The organism is Leptolyngbya sp. NK1-12, assembly GCF_032598965.1.
Classification (GTDB): Bacteria; Cyanobacteriota; Cyanobacteriia; order Elainellales; family Elainellaceae; genus Elainella.
The window spans coordinates 80,984-99,539 of record NZ_CP053586.1 but is presented as its reverse complement, the minus strand read 5'-3'; the positions used below and the strand labels follow the sequence as shown (position 1 = coordinate 99,539).

Here is an 18,556-nt window from a genome sequence, read left to right as displayed (position 1 = left end):
CCTGCTCAATCAAAAATCGTGAGGGGAAGGTGAGAAAACTCGGCCTTCCCCTTTAGTATCTTGAGTATCTTGATGAGTATGTTGAGATGAGTAGTGCCGATGCACTAATGCTGATCCCTATCCCTCCTACACTCGCCCACGCAAAATTTGCGCCATTTCGTTGGGTTTGGGGGAATGCTCTAGGGCTGTTTCTTCAGTAATGCGGCCAGCTTCGTAGAGTTTGTAGAGGGATTGGTTCATCGTACACATGCCGTCGAAGGTACAGCGGGGAATGATCGCCTCGATCTCATCGATCTCGCCACGCCGAATGTAATCCCGAATTGCGTCGGTATTGATCATGATGTCGTGATAGGCGGCCCGCTTGCCGTCGGTCGTCCGACACAGTCCTTGGGCGATGACTGCCACCAACGATTCAGCAATCGACACCCGCATCGGAGCCTGCTGATCCGGTTCATAGAGCTGCAAAATCCGTTCGATGGTCTTAACGGCGCTGTTGGTGTGCAGGGTTCCCATCACCAAGTGGCCGGTTTGGGCGGCTTTGAGGGCAGTGTTGACCGTTTCCCGGTCCCGCATTTCACCCACCAGAATAATATCCGGGTCTTCTCGCAGCGAGGCTTTCAGGGCACTGTCGAACTTGAGAGTATGGATGCCAACTTCCCGTTGCTTGATCAGGGATTTCTTACTGGTATGCACAAATTCGATCGGGTCTTCAATCGTGATAATGTTCTTGGGCATTTCGTTGTTGATGTAGTCGATCATCGCCGCCAGGGTAGTTGATTTACCGGAGCCAGTTGGGCCGGTAATCAGAATCAACCCCTTGTGGTAGTGACACACATCTTTGAAGACAGGCGGTAGATTGAGCTGGTCAATTGTGAGAATTTTCAGCGGAATCAGACGCATCACCATCGCCGGACCCCGCAACGAATCAAAAATATTGATCCGGACACGGGCAAATTCGTACTGAGTCGCACCGTCAAAATCTAACGTGTCCTGGAAGCGTTTGATCTCTTCATCGCTGAGGATTTCTTTCAACCAGCTAAAGAAAGTTTCTCGATCGGTCGTTGGGTAGTCTGTGACTTCGATCTCTCCTCGGTTGCGGAATCGGGGTACTTCCCCCACGCCGACATGCACATCCGAAAATCCTTTCTCAAACGCTTCTCGCACCAACTGCTCCATCGTGGGCTGTCCAGGGGCAGGCTTGCTGCGTCCGGTTCGCATGCCCGGTGGCGGAGCGGGGCGATGGCCTGGAACGGCGGGCCGGACGGCACCGGGCATGGCGGGGGCCATCGGCATCGTTTGAGACGAGGTAGGTTGGGCTGGACCAGACGGAGCCGGATTTGCCATCGATCGCGACGGCGGTGGGGGCGGTGGGACGCGGGGAGTAGAAGAAGGAGTCGTCGGACGTTGTGCTTCAGTCATAGACCACCTTATCGGCAAAAACGTTGCAGGACAGAATTTCAGACAGTAATCTCAGACAAGAAAAGTTGCAGGGCGATGAAGAATTAAAGACTGGATTGATTCGTTTAAATCGCAAGCTCTACTTAGCAAATCTTCAGCTTCAACTTCAGCTTCAATTTGGGCCTCAACGGAATGCAACTGGTCTCAAGGTTGCCCAGAACCTTGGGGATTAATATCATTTCTGTAGTTTCTTGGGATTCCTAAGTGTTAGCGCTATTGTTAGCTTTCAGCGGCCTCTGCCAGTTTTAGCAGCGTCCGTTGATTGCTACTCGTCAATTCCTATCAGTCTGGCGTAAATATTGCATCCGTACCAGGCAATCACTGATTCTATGAAAGTGACTTTTAATACTTGAGTCAATCGTGCGTTGCGCCGCTGGGCATTATCGTTCCAGTCAAATCGGCGTTGTGTAGGTTAGTTTGGTTGATGTTAGCGCTAATCAACATCGCTTCACTCAAATCCGCTTCGCTGAGGTTGGCCCAACTCAACTGTGCCCGATACAGGTTGGCCCGCCGCAGGTTGGCACCCCGTAGTGAAGCCCAACTCAAGTTAACGGCTCGTCCGTTGATGCGTCCGAGATTGGCATTGATCAAATTGGCACCGATCAACTTAGCGCGGCTCAGATCGGCTTCCCGCAAATCGGCTTCTTCCAGCGTGGCTCCATGTCCAGCAATGTCTGTTAGATTTGCGCCTTCCAAGATGGCATTGCTGAGGAGGGCATTCGAGAGATTGGCACCTTCTAAAATGGCCCGCGTTAGATCGCTCTCTAGCAGTTTGGAGCGGTGCAGGCTAGCATGGCTCAAGTTCGCTTCACACAGATTGGCATGACTGAGGTTTGCCTCACCCAAATTCACCTCTGGCAAATTAGCCCGACTCAGATTAGCCCCTCCCAAACGGGCACCCCGCAGACCCGCCCGCAACATATCCGCTTCGTACAAATTAGCCCGACTTAAATCTGCCCCGATCAGGTTCGTTTCGATCAACGTAGCTTGGCTGAGGTCTGCTCCACTTAAATTGACCTCTCGTAAATTGGCGGAACTGAGATCCGCTCCGCGTAAAATTGCCTGACTGAGATTGGCTCGCCGCAGGTTGATGCCCCTTAAGTCTTTGCCGCTTAAGTTAACTCCAATCAAACTCACTTCCTGAAAGTCGCGCTTTCCTGCTGCAAAGTGGTTCAGCAGTTCTTCAACGTACATGTTTTATCGTCTCATCGCCTGTATGTATTAACCCCTAGGTTGCCCAAAATAGAAAGCACAATCCTCACGGGTCCCTTCATCATACGGTGGTATCGGGTGGGCAATAATTCAAATAAGTTCAATAGGACTGAATGGAAAGACACATCTCCTGCCAAGCTCGGCGAAACACTACGGTAAATTAGCTTGTATTGATTCTTCTAGAACCTTTGATAATGGAGATGAACGCTTCCTTTGGTGCTGATAATCATACTGCTTCGAGGTCCAACTAACCCCAGCCCGGAGCAATTGCTGGAAAGGTTAGAACCTGAGCAAGGGATGGGAATAAGCCAGCAACGCTAGATATCTCACGGCAACGGCTCTCCTGTAAAATAGTTAGTCTTGTTAACACTGCATCCGATCTCTGTTGCCAGTTGGAGCCGACTGGAATCGCTTCATGATGTATTGCCATCGGTTCGGAGGCAGCGGAGTGCGTTTTGCCAACTGGCCCAAATCCCTAATAAACTTTGGGTCGGCAGACATCACAGCAATCGGTTCAGTTTAGTTAGAGATCACAGAGAGGAAGCGCAATGCCAGAGAATTTAAGGAGCCGGACGATCACCCAGGGGGTGCAGCGATCGCCAAATCGGGCCATGCTGCGAGCGGTTGGTTTTAAGGATGAGGACTTTTCTAAGCCAATTGTCGGGGTTGCCAGTGCCCACAGTACGATTACTCCTTGCAACATGGGCATTGCTCCCTTAGCGGCAAAGGCCGAAGCCGGGATTCGAGCGGCAGGGGGAATGCCTCAGGTATTCGGCACGATCACGGTGAGTGACGGCATCTCGATGGGCACCGAAGGCATGAAGTATTCTTTGGTGTCTCGCGATGTAATTGCCGATTCGATTGAAACCGCCTGTAATGCCCAGAGCATGGATGGAGTGCTGGCAATCGGCGGCTGCGACAAAAACATGCCCGGAGCCATGATTGCAATGGCGCGCATGAATATTCCGGCAATTTTTGTCTATGGCGGCACAATCAAACCCGGTCATCTCGAAGGCGAAGACTTGACGGTTGTGAGTTCGTTTGAGGCGGTGGGGCAATACAGCGCAGGCCGAATCGACGAGGTGCGGCTGCTGGCGGTCGAGCGCAATGCCTGTCCGGGAGCGGGTTCCTGCGGCGGCATGTACACGGCCAACACCATGTCGGCTGCCTTCGAGGCGATGGGCATGAGTTTGATGTATTCCTCAACCATGTCGGCTGAAGATGCCGAAAAGGCGATCAACACCGAGATTGCCGGCAAAACCCTAGTGGAAGCGATCCGCAACGACCTCCGCCCCAGAGACATCATCACCCGCAAGTCGATCGAAAACGCGATTTCGGTGATCATGGCTGTGGGTGGTTCCACAAATGCGGTGCTGCACTTTCTGGCGATTGCCCATTCAGCCGGTGTGCCCCTGACCCTCGACGATTTTGAAACTATCCGCGCCCGTGTGCCTGTTTTATGTGACCTGAAACCTTCGGGCCGCTATGTAGCCACCGATTTGCACCAAGCTGGTGGCATTCCTCAGGTCATGAAAATGCTGCTGGCCCATGACTTGCTGCACGGCGACTGCATCACGATCAGCGGCAAAACCGTGGCTGAGCTGCTGCAAGACATTCCCGCAGAACCGCGTGCCGACCAGGATGTGATTCGTCCCTGGAGTAACCCGATGTATCCGCAGGGGCATTTGGGGATTCTGCGCGGCAATTTGGCTCCCGATGGGTCGGTCGCGAAACTGACCGGCGTCAAGAATCGCAAAATCACCGGTCCCGCTCGTGTATTTGAATCGGAAGAAGCCTGTCTAGACGCGATCCTGGCTGGCAAGATTCAGGCCGGAGATGTGATTGTGATTCGTTACGAGGGTCCGAAGGGCGGTCCCGGCATGCGAGAAATGCTGGCTCCCACCTCAGCGATTATCGGCGCAGGCTTAGGCGACTCGGTGGGGTTGATTACCGATGGCCGCTTCTCTGGCGGCACCTACGGCATGGTAGTCGGCCATGTGGCTCCAGAAGCCTTTGTGGGTGGACCGATTGCCCTAGTCCAAGCAGGCGATTCGATTACCATCGATGCCGATGCGCGTCTGCTGCAAGTGAATGTATCCGACGAAGAGCTAGCCCAGCGTCGCCTCAACTGGAAACCGCCCCAGCCCCGCTACACAAGAGGAGTGCTGGCTAAGTACGCCAAACTAGTTTCTTCGAGCAGCTTAGGCGCGGTGACGGATTTGAATTTGTTTGTGGAGCAAGAGAAATAATATCAAATCCGGTTGATCCGCCAGCGTTCGCGTACGTAGAGGCGTTTTGGCAAAACGCCTGTACTTTTGGCAAAACGTCTGTACTTTTGGCAAAACGCCTGTATTTGGATTTGATCAAAGAAGTAAAACGGTAAAGGGAAAACGTAATAGAGTGGGAACACAGTTTGTTGCCACTCTATTACTGACTTTTCCGGTGAATCCTCCGAAAAAACAGAAAAACAGAACATGCTGGCTGGAGAACTCTATCTGGCCAACGATTCGGAGCGGGCGGCTGAGAACTTGCGGGCGGCTCTAGTTCGCCCTGTCTGATCGCCCTTCTCAATTCATTTTTCCCATCAAACTCCTATGTCTGAGTCTTCTGCGCCACGCCCTGTTGTCCCACCACCGCTCAACTTCAGCACGAAACTAGCTTACGGTGCTGGAGATCTGGGTCCGGCGATTACGGCCAACATTCTGGCCTTCTTTTTGCTGTTCTTTTTTACTAACGTGGCCGGTATGAATGCGGCGTTAGCAGGCAGCGTGTTGATGATCGGCAAAATCTGGGATGCGGTGAATGACCCGCTTGTTGGCGTCTTGAGCGATCGCACCCGTTCGGCGCGCTGGGGCAGGCGCTATCCCTGGATGTTGTATGGTGCAATTCCGTTTGGGGTCACTTTCTTTCTGCAATGGGTAGTGCCTCGCTTTAGCCAGAACGAAGCTGCCAATCAATGGGGATTGTTTGCCTACTATGTCTTGATTTCGGTGCTGTTCAATATTTTCTACACAATGGTGAACCTGCCCTACACGGCCCTTACCCCCGAACTGACCCAAGACTACAACGAACGCACCAGCCTCAACAGCTTTCGGTTCGCCTTTTCGATTGGTGGCAGTATTCTCTCGCTGATTTTGGCGCTGGTGATTTTCCGAATCGTGCCCGATGCGGGCCAGCAGTACCTGTGGCTGGGGGGGATTTGTGCTGTGATTTCAACCCTGCCGCTGTATTGGTGTGTGTTTGGCACCTACCGCCGCACAATGGCAATGGTGCAACTGCACGGATCCCAGAATGAACAGAATATCCCATTTTTCACCCAGCTCAAGATCGCCTTCAGCAATCGCCCGTTTCTATTTGTGATTGGGATTTACCTCTGCTCCTGGTTAGCGGTGCAGATCACAGCCACGATCCTGCCCTATTTTGTCGTCAACTGTTTGGGTCTGTCGTCAGAGACCTTCACCCTGATTGCCCTAGCGGTACAGGGAACGGCCTTGTTAATGCTGTTTGTTTGGAGCGCGATTAGCGCCCGCGTCGGCAAAAAGGCAGTGTACTTTATGGGCATGGTGCTGTGGATTATCGCCCAGGCTGGCTTGTTTTTCTTGCAGCCCAACCAATCGGGATTGGTGTACCCACTGGCGATTATGGCGGGCATCGGCGTCTCCACGGCCTACCTGATTCCCTGGTCGATGATTCCCGACGTGATTGAACTGGACGAGCTAAACACCGGCCAGCGGCGGGAAGGGATTTTCTACGGCTTTATGGTGCTGCTGCAAAAGTTGGGATTGGCACTCGGTTTATTTATCGTGGGACAGGCCCTCGACCAAGCTGGCTTCATCGAGAGTGTGGCCGGACAACCCACTCCGGTTCAACCCGAATCCGCGCTGCTGGCCATCCGGCTGGCAATCGGTCCCGTGCCTACCGTAGCGCTGATCATCGGCCTATTCCTGGCCTATTTCTACCCGATCACCCGCGAAGTCCACGCAGAAATTCTGCTGAAACTACGAGAACGCCAGGAAAGACAATAGAACCAAAACGATGCACTTTGCCTAGATTAGTTAAGGGCGAAGCATTTCTCATAAATCTGTCTGATTGCGTTGCAGCCTCTTTGGCATATGCTGAGTGCGAAGCACCGCCATGCGACCGCCCCTACCGGATCTATACAAAACTTAAACCTCAAAACCTATCAAAACTTATACTGAATCCTCCGGCTTCTGCAAAAAACCGATACAGTAGGTAAAGGAATGTGAAGACTTCTCAGGTAGGTATAGTTCATCCATGCGCGTAATTTTGATGACCGGTAAGGGAGGCGTTGGCAAAACCTCGGTAGCAGCCGCCACGGGATTGCGGTGTGCCGAACTGGGGTATAAGACATTAGTTTTGAGTACCGATCCGGCCCACTCGCTGGCCGACAGCTTTGATATGGAGCTAGAACATGCGCCCCGGCAAGTGCGGCCAAACCTGTGGGGGGCTGAACTAGATGCGCTGATGGAGTTGGAAGGCAACTGGGGAGCGGTGAAACGCTACATCACTCAGGTGTTGCAGGCACGGGGTTTGGAAGGTGTCGAAGCTGAGGAACTAGCGATTTTACCCGGCATGGATGAAATTTTTAGCTTGGTGCGGATGAAGCGCCATTACGATGAAGGCGAGTTCGATGTGCTGATTATCGATTCGGCTCCGACGGGAACGGCACTGCGATTGCTGAGTCTACCGGAAGTAGCGGGCTGGTATATGCGACGCTTTTACAAACCTTTACAAGCCGTATCAGCCGCCCTGCGTCCGCTGGTAGAACCGCTGTTTCGGCCAATTGCCGGATTTTCGCTGCCGGACCAACAGGTGATGGATGCTCCCTACGAGTTCTATCAGCAGATCGAGGAGTTGGAGAAAGTCTTGACGGACAATACCAAAACCTCGGTTCGTCTGGTCACGAATCCAGAAAAAATGGTGATCAAGGAATCGCTGCGTGCCCATGCCTATCTCAGTTTGTACAATGTTGCTACCGATCTGGTGATCGCCAATCGAATCATTCCCGATCACGTCAACGATCCCTTCTTTCAGCGCTGGAAGCAGAATCAACAGCAATACCGCCAGGAGATCCACGATAACTTTACGCCGCTGCCGGTGAAAGAAGTGCCGCTTTACTCTGAGGAAATGTGCGGCTTAGCAGCGCTGGAACGCCTGAAGGAAACGCTCTATGCCGACGAAGATCCGGCCCAGGTCTACTACAAAGAAACCACGCTGCGGGTCGTGCAGGAGCAAAACCAATACAGCTTAGAAGTCTATTTACCCGGCATTCCCAAAAACAAAGTGGAGCTGAGCAAAACCGGCGACGAACTCAACATCCGAATCGGCAACCACCGTCGCAATTTGGTTTTACCGCAGGCATTAGCTGCCCTCCAGCCCGCCGGCGCCAAGATGGAGGAGGACTACCTGAAGATTCGGTTTGCCTCGGTTTAGTAGACAGCGGTTGAATCGGGCGATACGGAGTGCTGATTGGAGCAGATGGTAAACTTTCTCCAGGTCGTGGGATCACGGAGTCGGGAGGTTACTATCGATGGAACAACTTGGGGTTTCGGTTTTAGCAAGCTTGGTATTGGGTATCTCGTCTGGAGTAGAACCACCCTCGCCAACTCCACTGCACCAAATTTCCCAAGCCACCCGTTCACCCTCAGCGAGTAGGACTGATACAGCCACCGATGCAGCGGTCAATTCGGCCTTGCCCCAATGTTCTGGTCAGGCGATTTTCAGTGCCATTCAGTGCCAGGGCGATGGACAGGAACTGGAAGAAGCGCGCCTGCACGAGTTGGTGAATCAATATCGGGCTGAGCAGGGTTTACCACCCATTCCCCGTTCTCCGTCGCTGGATTTACTGGCGAATCGGCATGTTCTAGACATAGCGCTAAATATCGGTCAGCTTACCCATAGCTGGAGTGATTGTGACTATAATCCCAGTGATTTGAGAACCCTAAACTGTAGCTCGCGGGCGGCTCAACGGCTCGGCACAGCCTATCCTGGCAAAGCTTACGAGAATGCCCACTACAGTGCGCGGGGAGCCACGGCAGCATCAGCTCTGCGCGGCTGGCAAAACAGCCCTTCCCACAACGCGCTGCTCCTGAATCTGAACAACTGGCGGAATAGTCGCTGGCGAGCGATGGGAATTGGGATTTACCGGCAGTATGCGGTGCTTTGGGTGGGAGAAGACCGCGACCCGGTCAAGGCAGAAATCGCTTCGATTGATCCGAATAACCGGCGAATCATGCCATCTGAAGCCTCCCAACCACCCACACAGCGGGGAGTCCGGTTGCCGCGCCTGCGGATTCGGATTCGCTAAATTCTTTAGTTTAATGACGCTAATTTTGGTTGCGCCGATTTTGAAATTTGTCGCTAGAATGCAGTGTCCGTCTCTTTGGAGCCTCCACCTGAGCGGGGGTCAATCACTCCATTACTATAGAGGGGTTGAGTGCTACAATTTGGGGATCAGTCCTTTCTAGGTTAGATTGCATGAAAACGGCGGAATCTGTACCTTCAGAGGTTGTGCAGCAGGTGGCTGATTACTTTAGCGTGTTGAGCGAACCGATGCGCTTACGCATCCTGAACTTGCTGCGGGATGGGGAAAAATGCGTCCAAGATCTAGTCGAAGCCACCGAAACCAGTCAGGCCAATGTGTCGAAGCACTTGAAAGTGATGCTGCAAGCTGGCATTTTGAATCGCCGCAGTGAGGGCACATCAGCCTATTACAGTGTGGCGGATGACCTCAGCTACGAACTGTGCCATCTGGTATGTGACCGACTCGCCAGCCGGATCGAAGAACAAGCCAAGCATTTTCGGTCCTTTAGCCTCACCAGTCGGCAGTAGGCTTGATTTAAAACTAGAGCAAGTTTTTAGAACAGTTTTTCAAAAGCACATTTTTAAGAGCACATTTTTAAGAGCACATTTTTAGAGCGGAAAATTCTGCTCAAAGCTTTGCCGCGTCATCGGTTGATCGATCATCAATCCCTCGCCACCCAGCACCTCCAGCGGTTTACCCTCCACAGAAATCCAGACGGGTGCATTCGGATCGAGGGTTGTGGCTGTGTAGAGCACCTGTCCCAGTCTGCCGGTCATGGAGGCACTGCCGCCGCCGCCAGTAAATTCTGGCGATAAATCTACATGGATGCCGTCTGGCTTGATTTCAACCTGCCGCAGTTGGGTGCCCTGGGGCACAGTTGAGGTGAATTCTGATTCCGGGGTACCTTGCAGCATTGCTTCTAGCGCCGCTTTCACTAAGGCATCCGGCTGACCGGGAGCTGTGACTGCGACGGGTACTGGCACCAGTTCAAAGCGGTCGTCCAAACTTCTCAGCCAGTAGACCTGAACGGTTTGTTGGATCGGGGCTTGGCTGATGTCAGGAGATTGGGTTGGCTGCGGTGCGGTGGTGGGAAGTGGCTGCGGCTGTTGCTGAGCTTGGAAGGATCGCCAAGTCCACCAGGCGGTTCCAGCTGCGGTTGCCAGCACCACGGCGGCTAGTCCGGCAATTACGCCACGGGGAACTGAGCGGCGGGAGGTGGGTTGGGGGGATGCTGGATCATGGTCTCGCATTGGCCTGCTCCTATTCGCTGGATTGCTTTCTCACTTGACTGCTAGCACCGTCAGAGGTTTCAGTTTAGCCAGAAAATGGTGATTTGCATCAGCTAATTTGATTGAGTCAGTTGAGTCAAGTTCTGTTCTACAAATTCGGGTTGGACTTGCACAAAGGCTGCCAAGCTGAGCTGATTTGCATCGAGGCTCCATTCTAGAATGCGGGCCGTGATGCCTTGCTCTGTCAAATTAGCGAGATCGAGCTGCTGACTGATGCCACCCACCAAAAACTGAATCAATTCAGGTGGTAAGGGGTTGCCATCGATGGTAACAGTTGGCTCTACGAGCTGGAGTTGCCGACCGGCAAGGATCTGAATTCCTGATTCAACAATAATCACAAGCTGCTGCTGGAACTGCTGCGACTGCAACACCGTCTGAAAGCGCACGCGGTTGCCGTCCAGAAACTCGACTTGAGGATCGACGAACTCATAGCGTTCTAGCTGCTGCGCCGGATCGCCCAGAAAATCCAGGCTGAGGTCCCGGAGTTGTTCACTGACTTGGGGCGACTGCAAGGCTTGATTCAGGTCAGTTTCCGTCAGCACCAGCCGCACTCCTGCGTTCAAGGGCCGTTCCAGTGTCAGTTCACCCTGCCGCAGTCTGCCTGGATCGACCTGAATGGCATCTGTTTCTACCTCCAGCAGCGCAATCCGAATTCCTGCCTCTGGATAAACACCTCGCGCCGCCAGCCGCACTCGATCCACGTTCCCTTGAGCCAACTGATAGTTGGGCGTATTATCCACGCGAACAGCCAGCGTTTCCACAGCTTCCAACCGATCACGAATCGTATCTTCTGCCACCCGCTCCACCACAAACCCAAACGGCGAAACGATTCCTAGCAATCCCGACAGGACAATCGTAAAAAATTCCATCAAATTTACGGTTCCACTGATCAGACATGATTCATTAATAACTAACCACAAGCGGGGGAGGGAAGACAAATGGCAGGATTTAGCGAGCTACAGCGCTTGGGAAAAGCCTTGATGCTGCCGATTGCCGTGTTGCCAGCGGCGGGGTTGCTGTTGCGCTTGGGCGCACCCGATGTGTTAGATATTCCGGTCATGACCAAAGCGGGCGGGGCCGTGTTCGACAATTTGGCGGCCATTTTTGCAGCGGGGATTGCAGTTGGCTTTTCCAAAGATGCGGCAGGAGCAGCAGGGCTAGCGGGCTTGGTGGGTTACTATGTGATGACAACGGGGATGAAAGCCATCAACGCCGATATCAACATGGGCGTATTAGCCGGTATCATCACAGGCGTTACGGCTGGTTTACTCTACAACCGCTTTTATAGAATCAAACTGCCCGACTATCTGGGGTTCTTCGGCGGTAAACGGTTTGTGCCAATTATCACAGGCGGTGTCTGCTTTTTGCTAGCGGTACTGTTTGGCTTTATCTGGCCGCCAATCCAGGCGGTGATTGAGGCGATCGGCAATTGGATTGTGACCTCCGGTTCAATTGGCGCGTTTGTTTACGGCACGCTGAACCGACTGCTGATTCCGCTGGGGCTGCACCACATTCTCAACAGTCTGGTGTGGTTTGTATTCGGCTCCTATCCCAAACCGGACGGCACAATTGCCACGGGCGACCTGAACCGTTTCTTTGCCGGCGATCCAACAGCGGGCACCTTCATGGCCGGGTTCTATCCAGTGATGATGTTTGGGCTACCGGCAGCTTGCATCGCGATGGCTCACATGGCTCGTCCCGAAAACCGGCGTGTTACCTCCGGCGTGATGCTGAGTATGGCGCTGACTTCCTTCCTGACCGGCATTACCGAACCGATCGAGTTTACGTTTATGTTTCTAGCTCCGGTCCTGTACGCGGTTCATGCGGTACTAACCGGAATTTCCTTAGCCTTACTCGACATCTTGGGCATCAAGCATGGGTTCACCTTCTCTGCCGGAGCCATTGACTTTGTCCTCAATCTGGGTCTGTCAACCCAAGGCTGGCTGATTCTGCCGATTGGATTAGTGTATTTTGCTATTTATTACTTTTTGTTCCGCTTTATGATTCGGGCCTTGAATTTGCAAACACCCGGACGCGAAGCCGGAACAGTTGTCGAAGCAGATTCGGCTACTTCATTGCAGGACACTCCCAGTCCAGGAATGGCGGCCTCCAACGATACAACTCAGTTGGCCCGTCGCTATCTGGCCGCCTTGGGCGGTCACGAAAACATCAAAACGATTGATTCCTGTATTACGCGACTGCGGCTGACTATGGTGAATCGCGATCTGGTTTCGGATGATGCCTTGAAGTCTCTGGGAGCCAAAGGCGTGATTCGGGCTGGGGCAGATGGCATGCAGGTTATCCTCGGTCCGCTAGCGGAATCTGTAGCCGAAGAGATGAAAAACCTGCGCGATATGGCTCCAAATGTCGGGACATTGAACATGGGCGCACCCATCACCAACCGGGCAGCCACCGGGGATACTATCGCCATTGTTGATAAGCCTGCTTCTGTAGCCCAAACGGATCTGGCTCAAACGGATCTGGCTCAAACTGGCGCTACCCAATTCGCCCACCACTACATCGCGGCCCTAGGCGGACGAGATAACATTAAGAGCATCGATGCCAACGGTACCAAGCTGCGGGTCGTCTTAACCAATCGCGACCTCGTATCTGAATCCCAAATTATCGCCTTGGGTGCTGTGGGCATGGCCCGCCCTGGCTCCGAGGTAGTGCAGATTTTTCTGGAGCAGCAGGCAGACTCAATTGCAGCCGCAATGAAGAAAATCGTTGATTAACTTTTTGATTAACTTTGTTGATTAACCCTTAGATCACCTCTACTAGGAGCATAGTATGCGTCTGATTATTTGCCAATCCCCAGATGCCGTAGCAGACTGGGCCGCGCGGTATGTCAAACACCGCATCGCAGCGTTTGCTCCTACAAATGAGCGGCCTTTTGTGCTGGGCTTGCCCACGGGCGGAACGCCGCTGCGCATGTACAAAAAGCTAATTCAACTGCATCAGGCTGGTCAACTCAGCTTTCAACATGTGGTGACGTTCAATATGGATGAATACGTTGGCTTACCGAATGATCATCCAGAGAGCTATCATGCCTTCATGTATCGCAATTTGTTTGACCATATTGATATTCCCCATCATCACATTCACATTCTCGATGGTAATGCTTCTGACGTAGACAAAGAGTGCGAAGAATACGAGGCAAAAATCCAAGCCTTTGGCGGCATCGAGCTATTTATTGGCGGTGTGGGCGAAGATGGGCATATCGCCTTCAACGAGCCAGGTTCATCGCTCCAATCCCGCACCCGCATCAAAACCCTCACCTACAGTACCCAGCTTGCCAACGCTCGCTTCTTTGACAACGATGTTACGAAAGTTCCGAAACATGCCCTCACCGTTGGGGTTGGCACTATCATGGACGCACGAGAAGTGATGATTCTAGCTCAGGGCTATAACAAAGCCATTGCTTTGAAACAGGCGATCGAAGGCAGTGTAAATCACATGTGGACAGTTTCAGCTCTCCAACTCCATCCCCACAGTATTATCGTTTGTGATGAAGACGCAACGCTGGAGTTGAAGGTGAAGACCGTGAAGTATTTCAAAGAGTTGGAACACGATAGTCCCACCTTAGTTGATTAATTTTGATAGAGTCTATTTTCTATGTATGCCTTAACCAACTGCCATCTCTACACCAGCGAGCAAGCATTGACCGATCAGGCGGTGCTCATCGATGCTGAACGTATTGTTGATATTGTTCCTGTTAATGCGCTCGATTTTGTTCACACCACTATTCACCCAATCATCGATTTAGCGGGCTATTCTGTCGCTCCCGGATTTATTGATTTGCAGCTCAATGGCTGTGGTGGAGTGATGTTCAACGATGCCATCACTGCAGAAACGCTAGAGATCATGCATCAAACCAGTCTAAAAAGCGGTACAACCAGCTATCTACCAACTTTGATTACAGCTCCTAATGCCGACATGCTGAAGGCTTTAGAAGTAGTGAAAACCTATCGCCAGCATAGCCCCCACAATGTGCTGGGGCTGCATCTGGAAGGACCCTATCTGAATCCCAAACGCAAAGGCATCCACAACGAAGCCTATATCCGCCTGCCCGATCGCGCCATGCTGGAAACGATCGCTGCCGCTGGTTCAGACGTAGTTAAACTGATCACCTTGGCTCCAGAACAGGCTACGCCAGCCGAGATCCGCTTACTGGCCGAGCAGGGCATCGTGGTTTCCGCTGGACACACCGACGCGACCTACGAGCAGGCGATTGCCGGATTTGAGGCGGGTGTAGCGATGGTGACCCATTTGTTCAACGCCATGTCGCCCTGGTTAGGCCGCAGTCCGGGGGTGGTGGGAGCCGTTTTCAGCCACTCTGAGGTCTACGCGGGGATTATTGCCGACGGCTATCATGTCCACTTTGAATCGATTGCGCTGGCTCATCGCCTCAAGCAATCCAAACTGCTGCTAGTCACCGATGCCACACCGCCCGTGGGCACCCAGATGGCGTCGTTTTGGATTGGTGGTCAAGAGGTCTTTTATAAAGACGGTAAATGTGTTTCCGCTGATGGCACGCTGGGAGGGTCCGCTCTGACGATGATCGAGGCTGTAGCCAACTGTGTGCAGCAGGTCGGGCTACCCTTAGCTGAAGCGCTGCGAATGGCCTCTTTGTATCCAGCCCAAGCAATTGGTGTAGACGATTATCTTGGCAGAATTGCCCCAGGCTATGTAGCTAATCTGATAATTTTTGATGACACGTTCCAGATCAAAGCGATGGTCGATCGAGGTAAATATATCCCAGTAGATATTTAGTAGATTGCAAATCATGTTTATATCTCCCTACCCTCCTACCAAAATCTAAAATCAACATCAATGATTATAGTCAACAATTCAATCTAATCATAGTTGCGGAATGTGAATTGCAAGGAGCGTGGCGATCGCCACTGCGAAGGTGGCAAGGTCAATCAACGCAATTCCGACCAGACCAATGATGAAGTAAAGAATACCCGCTAAAGCAGGCGCAAAAATTTGCGGGGCATATCCTACGATTGAATCCATACTGTTGGTGCGGATGTAGTGGTGTGGCGGCACAATCAGGGTCAGTGAAGTGGAGTAGACAAGATTTTGAATTTGACCAAATCCACCATTCACAGCACTAATGAGATAAATGTGCCAAATTTGAAGTTGATGCGTGAAATACAGCAGTAAAATAGCCAGGGTAGAGCAAGCGGCGATCGTATCTCCCAATATCATCAAGTGTTTACGATTGAGGCGATCGACAATTAGACCGACAACCAGGGTGATCGGAGGGCATCTGGGCAAAAAACTCAACGAGGGCAAGAGCCGTGGCAGAACCCGTTACTTCCCAAGCCCAGAGGGTCAGGGCAAAACCGGTCATGGAGCTACCAACGGTAGACACCAGTTGTCCTGACCAGATGATGATGAAAGTACGCATAAGAAAAATATGAATACGGCAGCTTGAGCCAAGATGCGCTTTACGCATCTGGTTGTTAGGAATGGCGAGTTGTGCGATGAGTGGAATTAAAAATCTACGCTTTACAGATTAGATTTCATTGTGTTCTGCTTAATCTCTAAGAACCCTAAACAGCTAATCTTGGGGCGCTTCTAAAATGGATTGAGGATGAACAATCGTAATATTATCGATATTACTAAAATAGCCTAGATCAATAGTTTGGACAGTTTTTAGAGAGAAAAACAGCATCTCGATAAAAAGCTACCTCTGTTTGTAAGGTGCAGATAACCTCGCACCTCAGTGATTTGTACCAGCGATGCCTCAATTTGTGCCATCCAGCCTGCGATCGTTGTAGCAGGCTGCTCAATCTCACTCAGGAGGAGAGAGTCATTGGTGATTTGCCCCTGGTCAGTTGTCAGTTGTGATTGATCTTCTACTAATGACGGCTGACCTATGACTAATGACGGCTGACGATTGACCAATAACCGTTCCCCTTCTTCCTGTGCCCTAGCCGGAAACACAAGTAAGCTCTTCGCCACACCTCCCGACACCACACCAATCAAAGCCATACCTGAAACGACAACTTTCTCCAGGACTTCATTACAAAACGCTGGCTGCTTACCATCACTGCTCCCACACCATTCCATGCTCTTGAGAATAGCTGCCAAGAACCATATCAGGCTTGGTATGATTCAGAAAAGCAAAAAGAACGTCAGACGGAGGGCTAACCTTTTGTCTGAAAATGCCAAAACTGCTGCTGATATTGCTTCGGGTTCTGTCCAAATTTTCGTCGAAATGCCGCTGCAAAATAGCTGCGATTCTTTAACCCCACTGCCGTCATCACTTCTGCCACCTGCATTGCTCCCCGTTCCAGCAGTTCCCGTGCCTGCTCTAAGCGGTAGTTCAACAAATAATCGAACACCGTCATGCCAAATTCCTGCTTGAATCCTTGCTTCAACGTACACTCGTTGAGTTGCGATCAGAGTTAGGGAGAGATCATACCTCGCAATCAAAATCAGCTTATTTGCAAGCTACTGAAAATTGCTGCTGCTAATCGCATTCACCTGCGTCCATTTCAGAATCGCCAGGACATCATCGGTAGCTGTAATTTTGATTACCGCATCGGTACCCACCTGCTCCAAACTCAGATCGGCAGCAGTGAGTGCTCCGGTGAAATCACTGTTAAATCCGCTTAAATTGATCTTGTCATTGCTGCCAAATCCAAAAATAGTGGCGACTCCTTCACCAGGGCTTAACGTCCAGGTATCGATGCCACTGCCTGCGTAGATTGTATCGTTTCCAACTGAGGTAATCGAATTATTTCCCTCACCCAGGTAGATTGTATTTGTTCCAGCGCCAGCATGAATCACATCATCTCCTGCACCGGCATAGATTAAATCATCACCGGCTCCAGTTATAACTGTGTTCGCACCGTCGCCAGCGTAGATAGTTGTATTACCTCGCACAGCGTTCAGCGTGTCGTCACCGGCTCCGGCATAGATGGTTGTTACCCCATTACTAGTGGCGACAAAATTGGTTCCTTCTCCGGCGTATACTATACCGCTACCGATGCTGATAATATCATTGCCAGATCCAGCATATACAGTTTGATTCACACCGCGAGCCGTAACTGTGTTATTTCCTTCTCCTGCCAGGATGAGATTATTGTCTCCACCGATTTGGAACAAATCGTCCTGATCATTACCAGAGAAGGTGGAATCACCGCCCGGAAAGGTCGTCACCGTATCGGCAGGCTGAATTTTACCGAACAGTCCATCGCCAGCATTGGGACCCGTATCGGGACCAGCGGCATAGTAGAGATGGTTGGTTTCACCGAGACTGGCGCCGTTGCCAAAAAGAATTCCCCAGATGCCAGGAATCGCGATTGGGTCACCTTTGGGGTCCTCCAAGTAACCTAACGGTTGGCGCGTGGTTTGATCAAAGGCAACAATCGTCCCATCACCAAAGTTCGTCACCAGCAAAGTATTGCTAAATTCACCAAAATCCGCCGGAGCAATGGCCAATCCCCAGGGGGCATTCAGCAAGCCCCCATCGTCCCAAGTGGCGATCAGGTTACCGTCAAAATCAAATTGTGCTAGTTTCCCCAACCCAGGACCAACCAATTCATCTCCAGGAACATCCGGCAACGGCTGGGCATAGGTGACGTAGAGAGAATCGCCCAGGGTTTGAATATTATAGGCGGCGTATCCTTCTACTGCAAACGGATTCGTGAATTGAACTTGGTCACTAATATCCTGGAAGTTGCCGTCGTAGACTTGGATGCTGGGCGTGTCATCAAAATCTACAGCGTAGAGGCGGTTGTTTTGCTCAAAATCGGTGATGGCGACCCCATAATAAATTGCTGAACCAAATTGATTGATCACGATCTCGGCTTCAGATGGCCAGTCAAATGTACCGTCTGGATTTTTGCGCTCTGTCCAGGCGGTAATACTGCCATCGGTGGTGACAAAAATAAATTTGCTGGCAGCCGTGATTTCGCCATTGGGATGATCTTGGGTAATCACAAACTCATTGGAACCGTTGAAGACCTGTCCGGTGGGTCCAGAGACCTCAAAAGGATTCCCGGGCGCAAAAGGAATATCCACAACTTTGAGGGCATCCTGGTAGATTGGTATACCCCTAACATCACCTACATATTCAGTAACGGTTCCGGTAGCACTATTGTTGACCCAAAAGTGACCGCCAAACCCTGCTGGACGAATCGCAATTCCCCAGGCTAATTGAACATAGGGATCAAGGAGTTGGGGATCGTAATTGGGATTATTGGAGGCAAGCGTTGTTTCAAGGTAGCCTGATTGAGCTGTGGAAGTCATAGTT

Annotated in this window: 16 protein-coding genes and 1 pseudogene; 8 read left to right on the top strand and 9 right to left on the bottom strand. The window is 51.7% G+C overall.

The window, feature by feature from the left end:
* Positions 1-126 precede the first annotated feature (126 nt).
* A complete protein-coding gene (locus HJG54_RS00175; protein ID WP_316432668.1) occupies positions 127-1,419 on the bottom strand; it encodes a type IV pilus twitching motility protein PilT in 1,293 nt (430 codons plus the stop codon).
* A 393-nt stretch (positions 1,420-1,812) separates the two neighbouring features.
* A complete protein-coding gene (locus HJG54_RS00170; RefSeq protein WP_316432666.1) occupies positions 1,813-2,652 on the bottom strand; it encodes a pentapeptide repeat-containing protein in 840 nt (279 codons plus the stop codon).
* A gap of 566 nt (positions 2,653-3,218) precedes the next feature.
* On the opposite strand from HJG54_RS00170, the gene ilvD reads away from it, so the two are divergent.
* From ilvD to HJG54_RS00145, 5 genes are all read left to right on the top strand, one after another.
* Positions 3,219-4,919, top strand: coding sequence for a dihydroxy-acid dehydratase (ilvD, locus tag HJG54_RS00165; protein ID WP_316432664.1), 1,701 nt, complete (start codon positions 3,219-3,221; stop codon positions 4,917-4,919).
* Between the two features lie 345 nt (positions 4,920-5,264).
* Positions 5,265-6,695 (top strand): MFS transporter, encoded by a 1,431-nt coding sequence (locus HJG54_RS00160; protein ID WP_316432663.1) that lies wholly within the window; start codon positions 5,265-5,267, stop codon positions 6,693-6,695.
* Positions 6,696-6,945: 250 nt separating this feature from the next.
* Complete coding sequence (locus HJG54_RS00155) at positions 6,946-8,124, top strand: TRC40/GET3/ArsA family transport-energizing ATPase (RefSeq protein ID WP_316432662.1); 1,179 nt, start codon at positions 6,946-6,948, stop codon at positions 8,122-8,124.
* Between the two features lie 97 nt (positions 8,125-8,221).
* Positions 8,222-8,998, top strand: a complete 777-nt coding sequence (locus HJG54_RS00150; RefSeq protein ID WP_316432661.1) for a CAP domain-containing protein — start codon at positions 8,222-8,224, stop codon at positions 8,996-8,998.
* A gap of 170 nt (positions 8,999-9,168) precedes the next feature.
* Positions 9,169-9,522, top strand: a complete 354-nt coding sequence (locus tag HJG54_RS00145; protein ID WP_051925079.1) for an ArsR/SmtB family transcription factor — start codon at positions 9,169-9,171, stop codon at positions 9,520-9,522.
* A gap of 81 nt (positions 9,523-9,603) precedes the next feature.
* Here the strand turns inward: HJG54_RS00145 and HJG54_RS00140 are convergent, their stop codons facing one another.
* Together HJG54_RS00140 and HJG54_RS00135 are read right to left on the bottom strand one after the other, a co-directional pair.
* Positions 9,604-10,245: a GerMN domain-containing protein gene (locus HJG54_RS00140; RefSeq protein WP_316432660.1), complete on the bottom strand. Its 642-nt coding sequence runs from the start codon at positions 10,243-10,245 to the stop codon at positions 9,604-9,606.
* A gap of 92 nt (positions 10,246-10,337) precedes the next feature.
* Positions 10,338-11,153 carry a DUF2993 domain-containing protein gene (locus HJG54_RS00135; protein WP_316432659.1) on the bottom strand — a complete coding sequence of 272 codons (816 nt, stop codon included), beginning with the start codon at positions 11,151-11,153 and terminating at the stop codon, positions 10,338-10,340.
* Positions 11,154-11,222: 69 nt separating this feature from the next.
* Between HJG54_RS00135 and nagE the strand changes: the two genes are divergently transcribed.
* From nagE to nagA, 3 genes are read left to right on the top strand one after another with little or no spacing between them, the layout of a single operon-like run.
* Positions 11,223-13,019, top strand: a complete 1,797-nt coding sequence (nagE, locus tag HJG54_RS00130; protein ID WP_316432657.1) for an N-acetylglucosamine-specific PTS transporter subunit IIBC — start codon at positions 11,223-11,225, stop codon at positions 13,017-13,019.
* Between the two features lie 55 nt (positions 13,020-13,074).
* Positions 13,075-13,878 (top strand): glucosamine-6-phosphate deaminase, encoded by an 804-nt coding sequence (gene nagB, locus HJG54_RS00125; protein WP_316432655.1) that lies wholly within the window; start codon positions 13,075-13,077, stop codon positions 13,876-13,878.
* 21 nt (positions 13,879-13,899) lie between these two features.
* On the top strand, positions 13,900-15,057 hold the full coding sequence (gene nagA / locus HJG54_RS00120; RefSeq protein WP_316432654.1) for an N-acetylglucosamine-6-phosphate deacetylase: 1,158 nt from the start codon (positions 13,900-13,902) through the stop codon (positions 15,055-15,057).
* A gap of 87 nt (positions 15,058-15,144) precedes the next feature.
* On the opposite strand, the gene HJG54_RS00115 is transcribed toward nagA, so the two are convergent.
* The 5 genes and pseudogenes from HJG54_RS00115 to HJG54_RS00095 form a co-directional block, all read right to left on the bottom strand.
* Positions 15,145-15,498, bottom strand: coding sequence for a hypothetical protein (locus HJG54_RS00115; protein ID WP_316432653.1), 354 nt, complete (start codon positions 15,496-15,498; stop codon positions 15,145-15,147).
* 7 nt (positions 15,499-15,505) lie between these two features.
* The gene (locus HJG54_RS00110) at positions 15,506-15,700 is read right to left on the bottom strand and encodes a hypothetical protein (RefSeq protein WP_316432652.1); all 195 of its coding nucleotides are present in this window, start codon (positions 15,698-15,700) and stop codon (positions 15,506-15,508) included.
* 248 nt (positions 15,701-15,948) lie between these two features.
* Complete coding sequence (locus HJG54_RS00105) at positions 15,949-16,365, bottom strand: hypothetical protein (protein ID WP_316432651.1); 417 nt, start codon at positions 16,363-16,365, stop codon at positions 15,949-15,951.
* Between the two features lie 77 nt (positions 16,366-16,442).
* A pseudogene (locus HJG54_RS00100) lies at positions 16,443-16,679 on the bottom strand (helix-turn-helix transcriptional regulator); the annotation flags it as partial.
* Positions 16,680-16,749: 70 nt separating this feature from the next.
* Positions 16,750-18,552, bottom strand: a complete 1,803-nt coding sequence (locus HJG54_RS00095; RefSeq protein ID WP_316432650.1) for a TIGR03118 family protein — start codon at positions 18,550-18,552, stop codon at positions 16,750-16,752.
* Between the last annotated feature and the right edge of the window lie 4 nt (positions 18,553-18,556).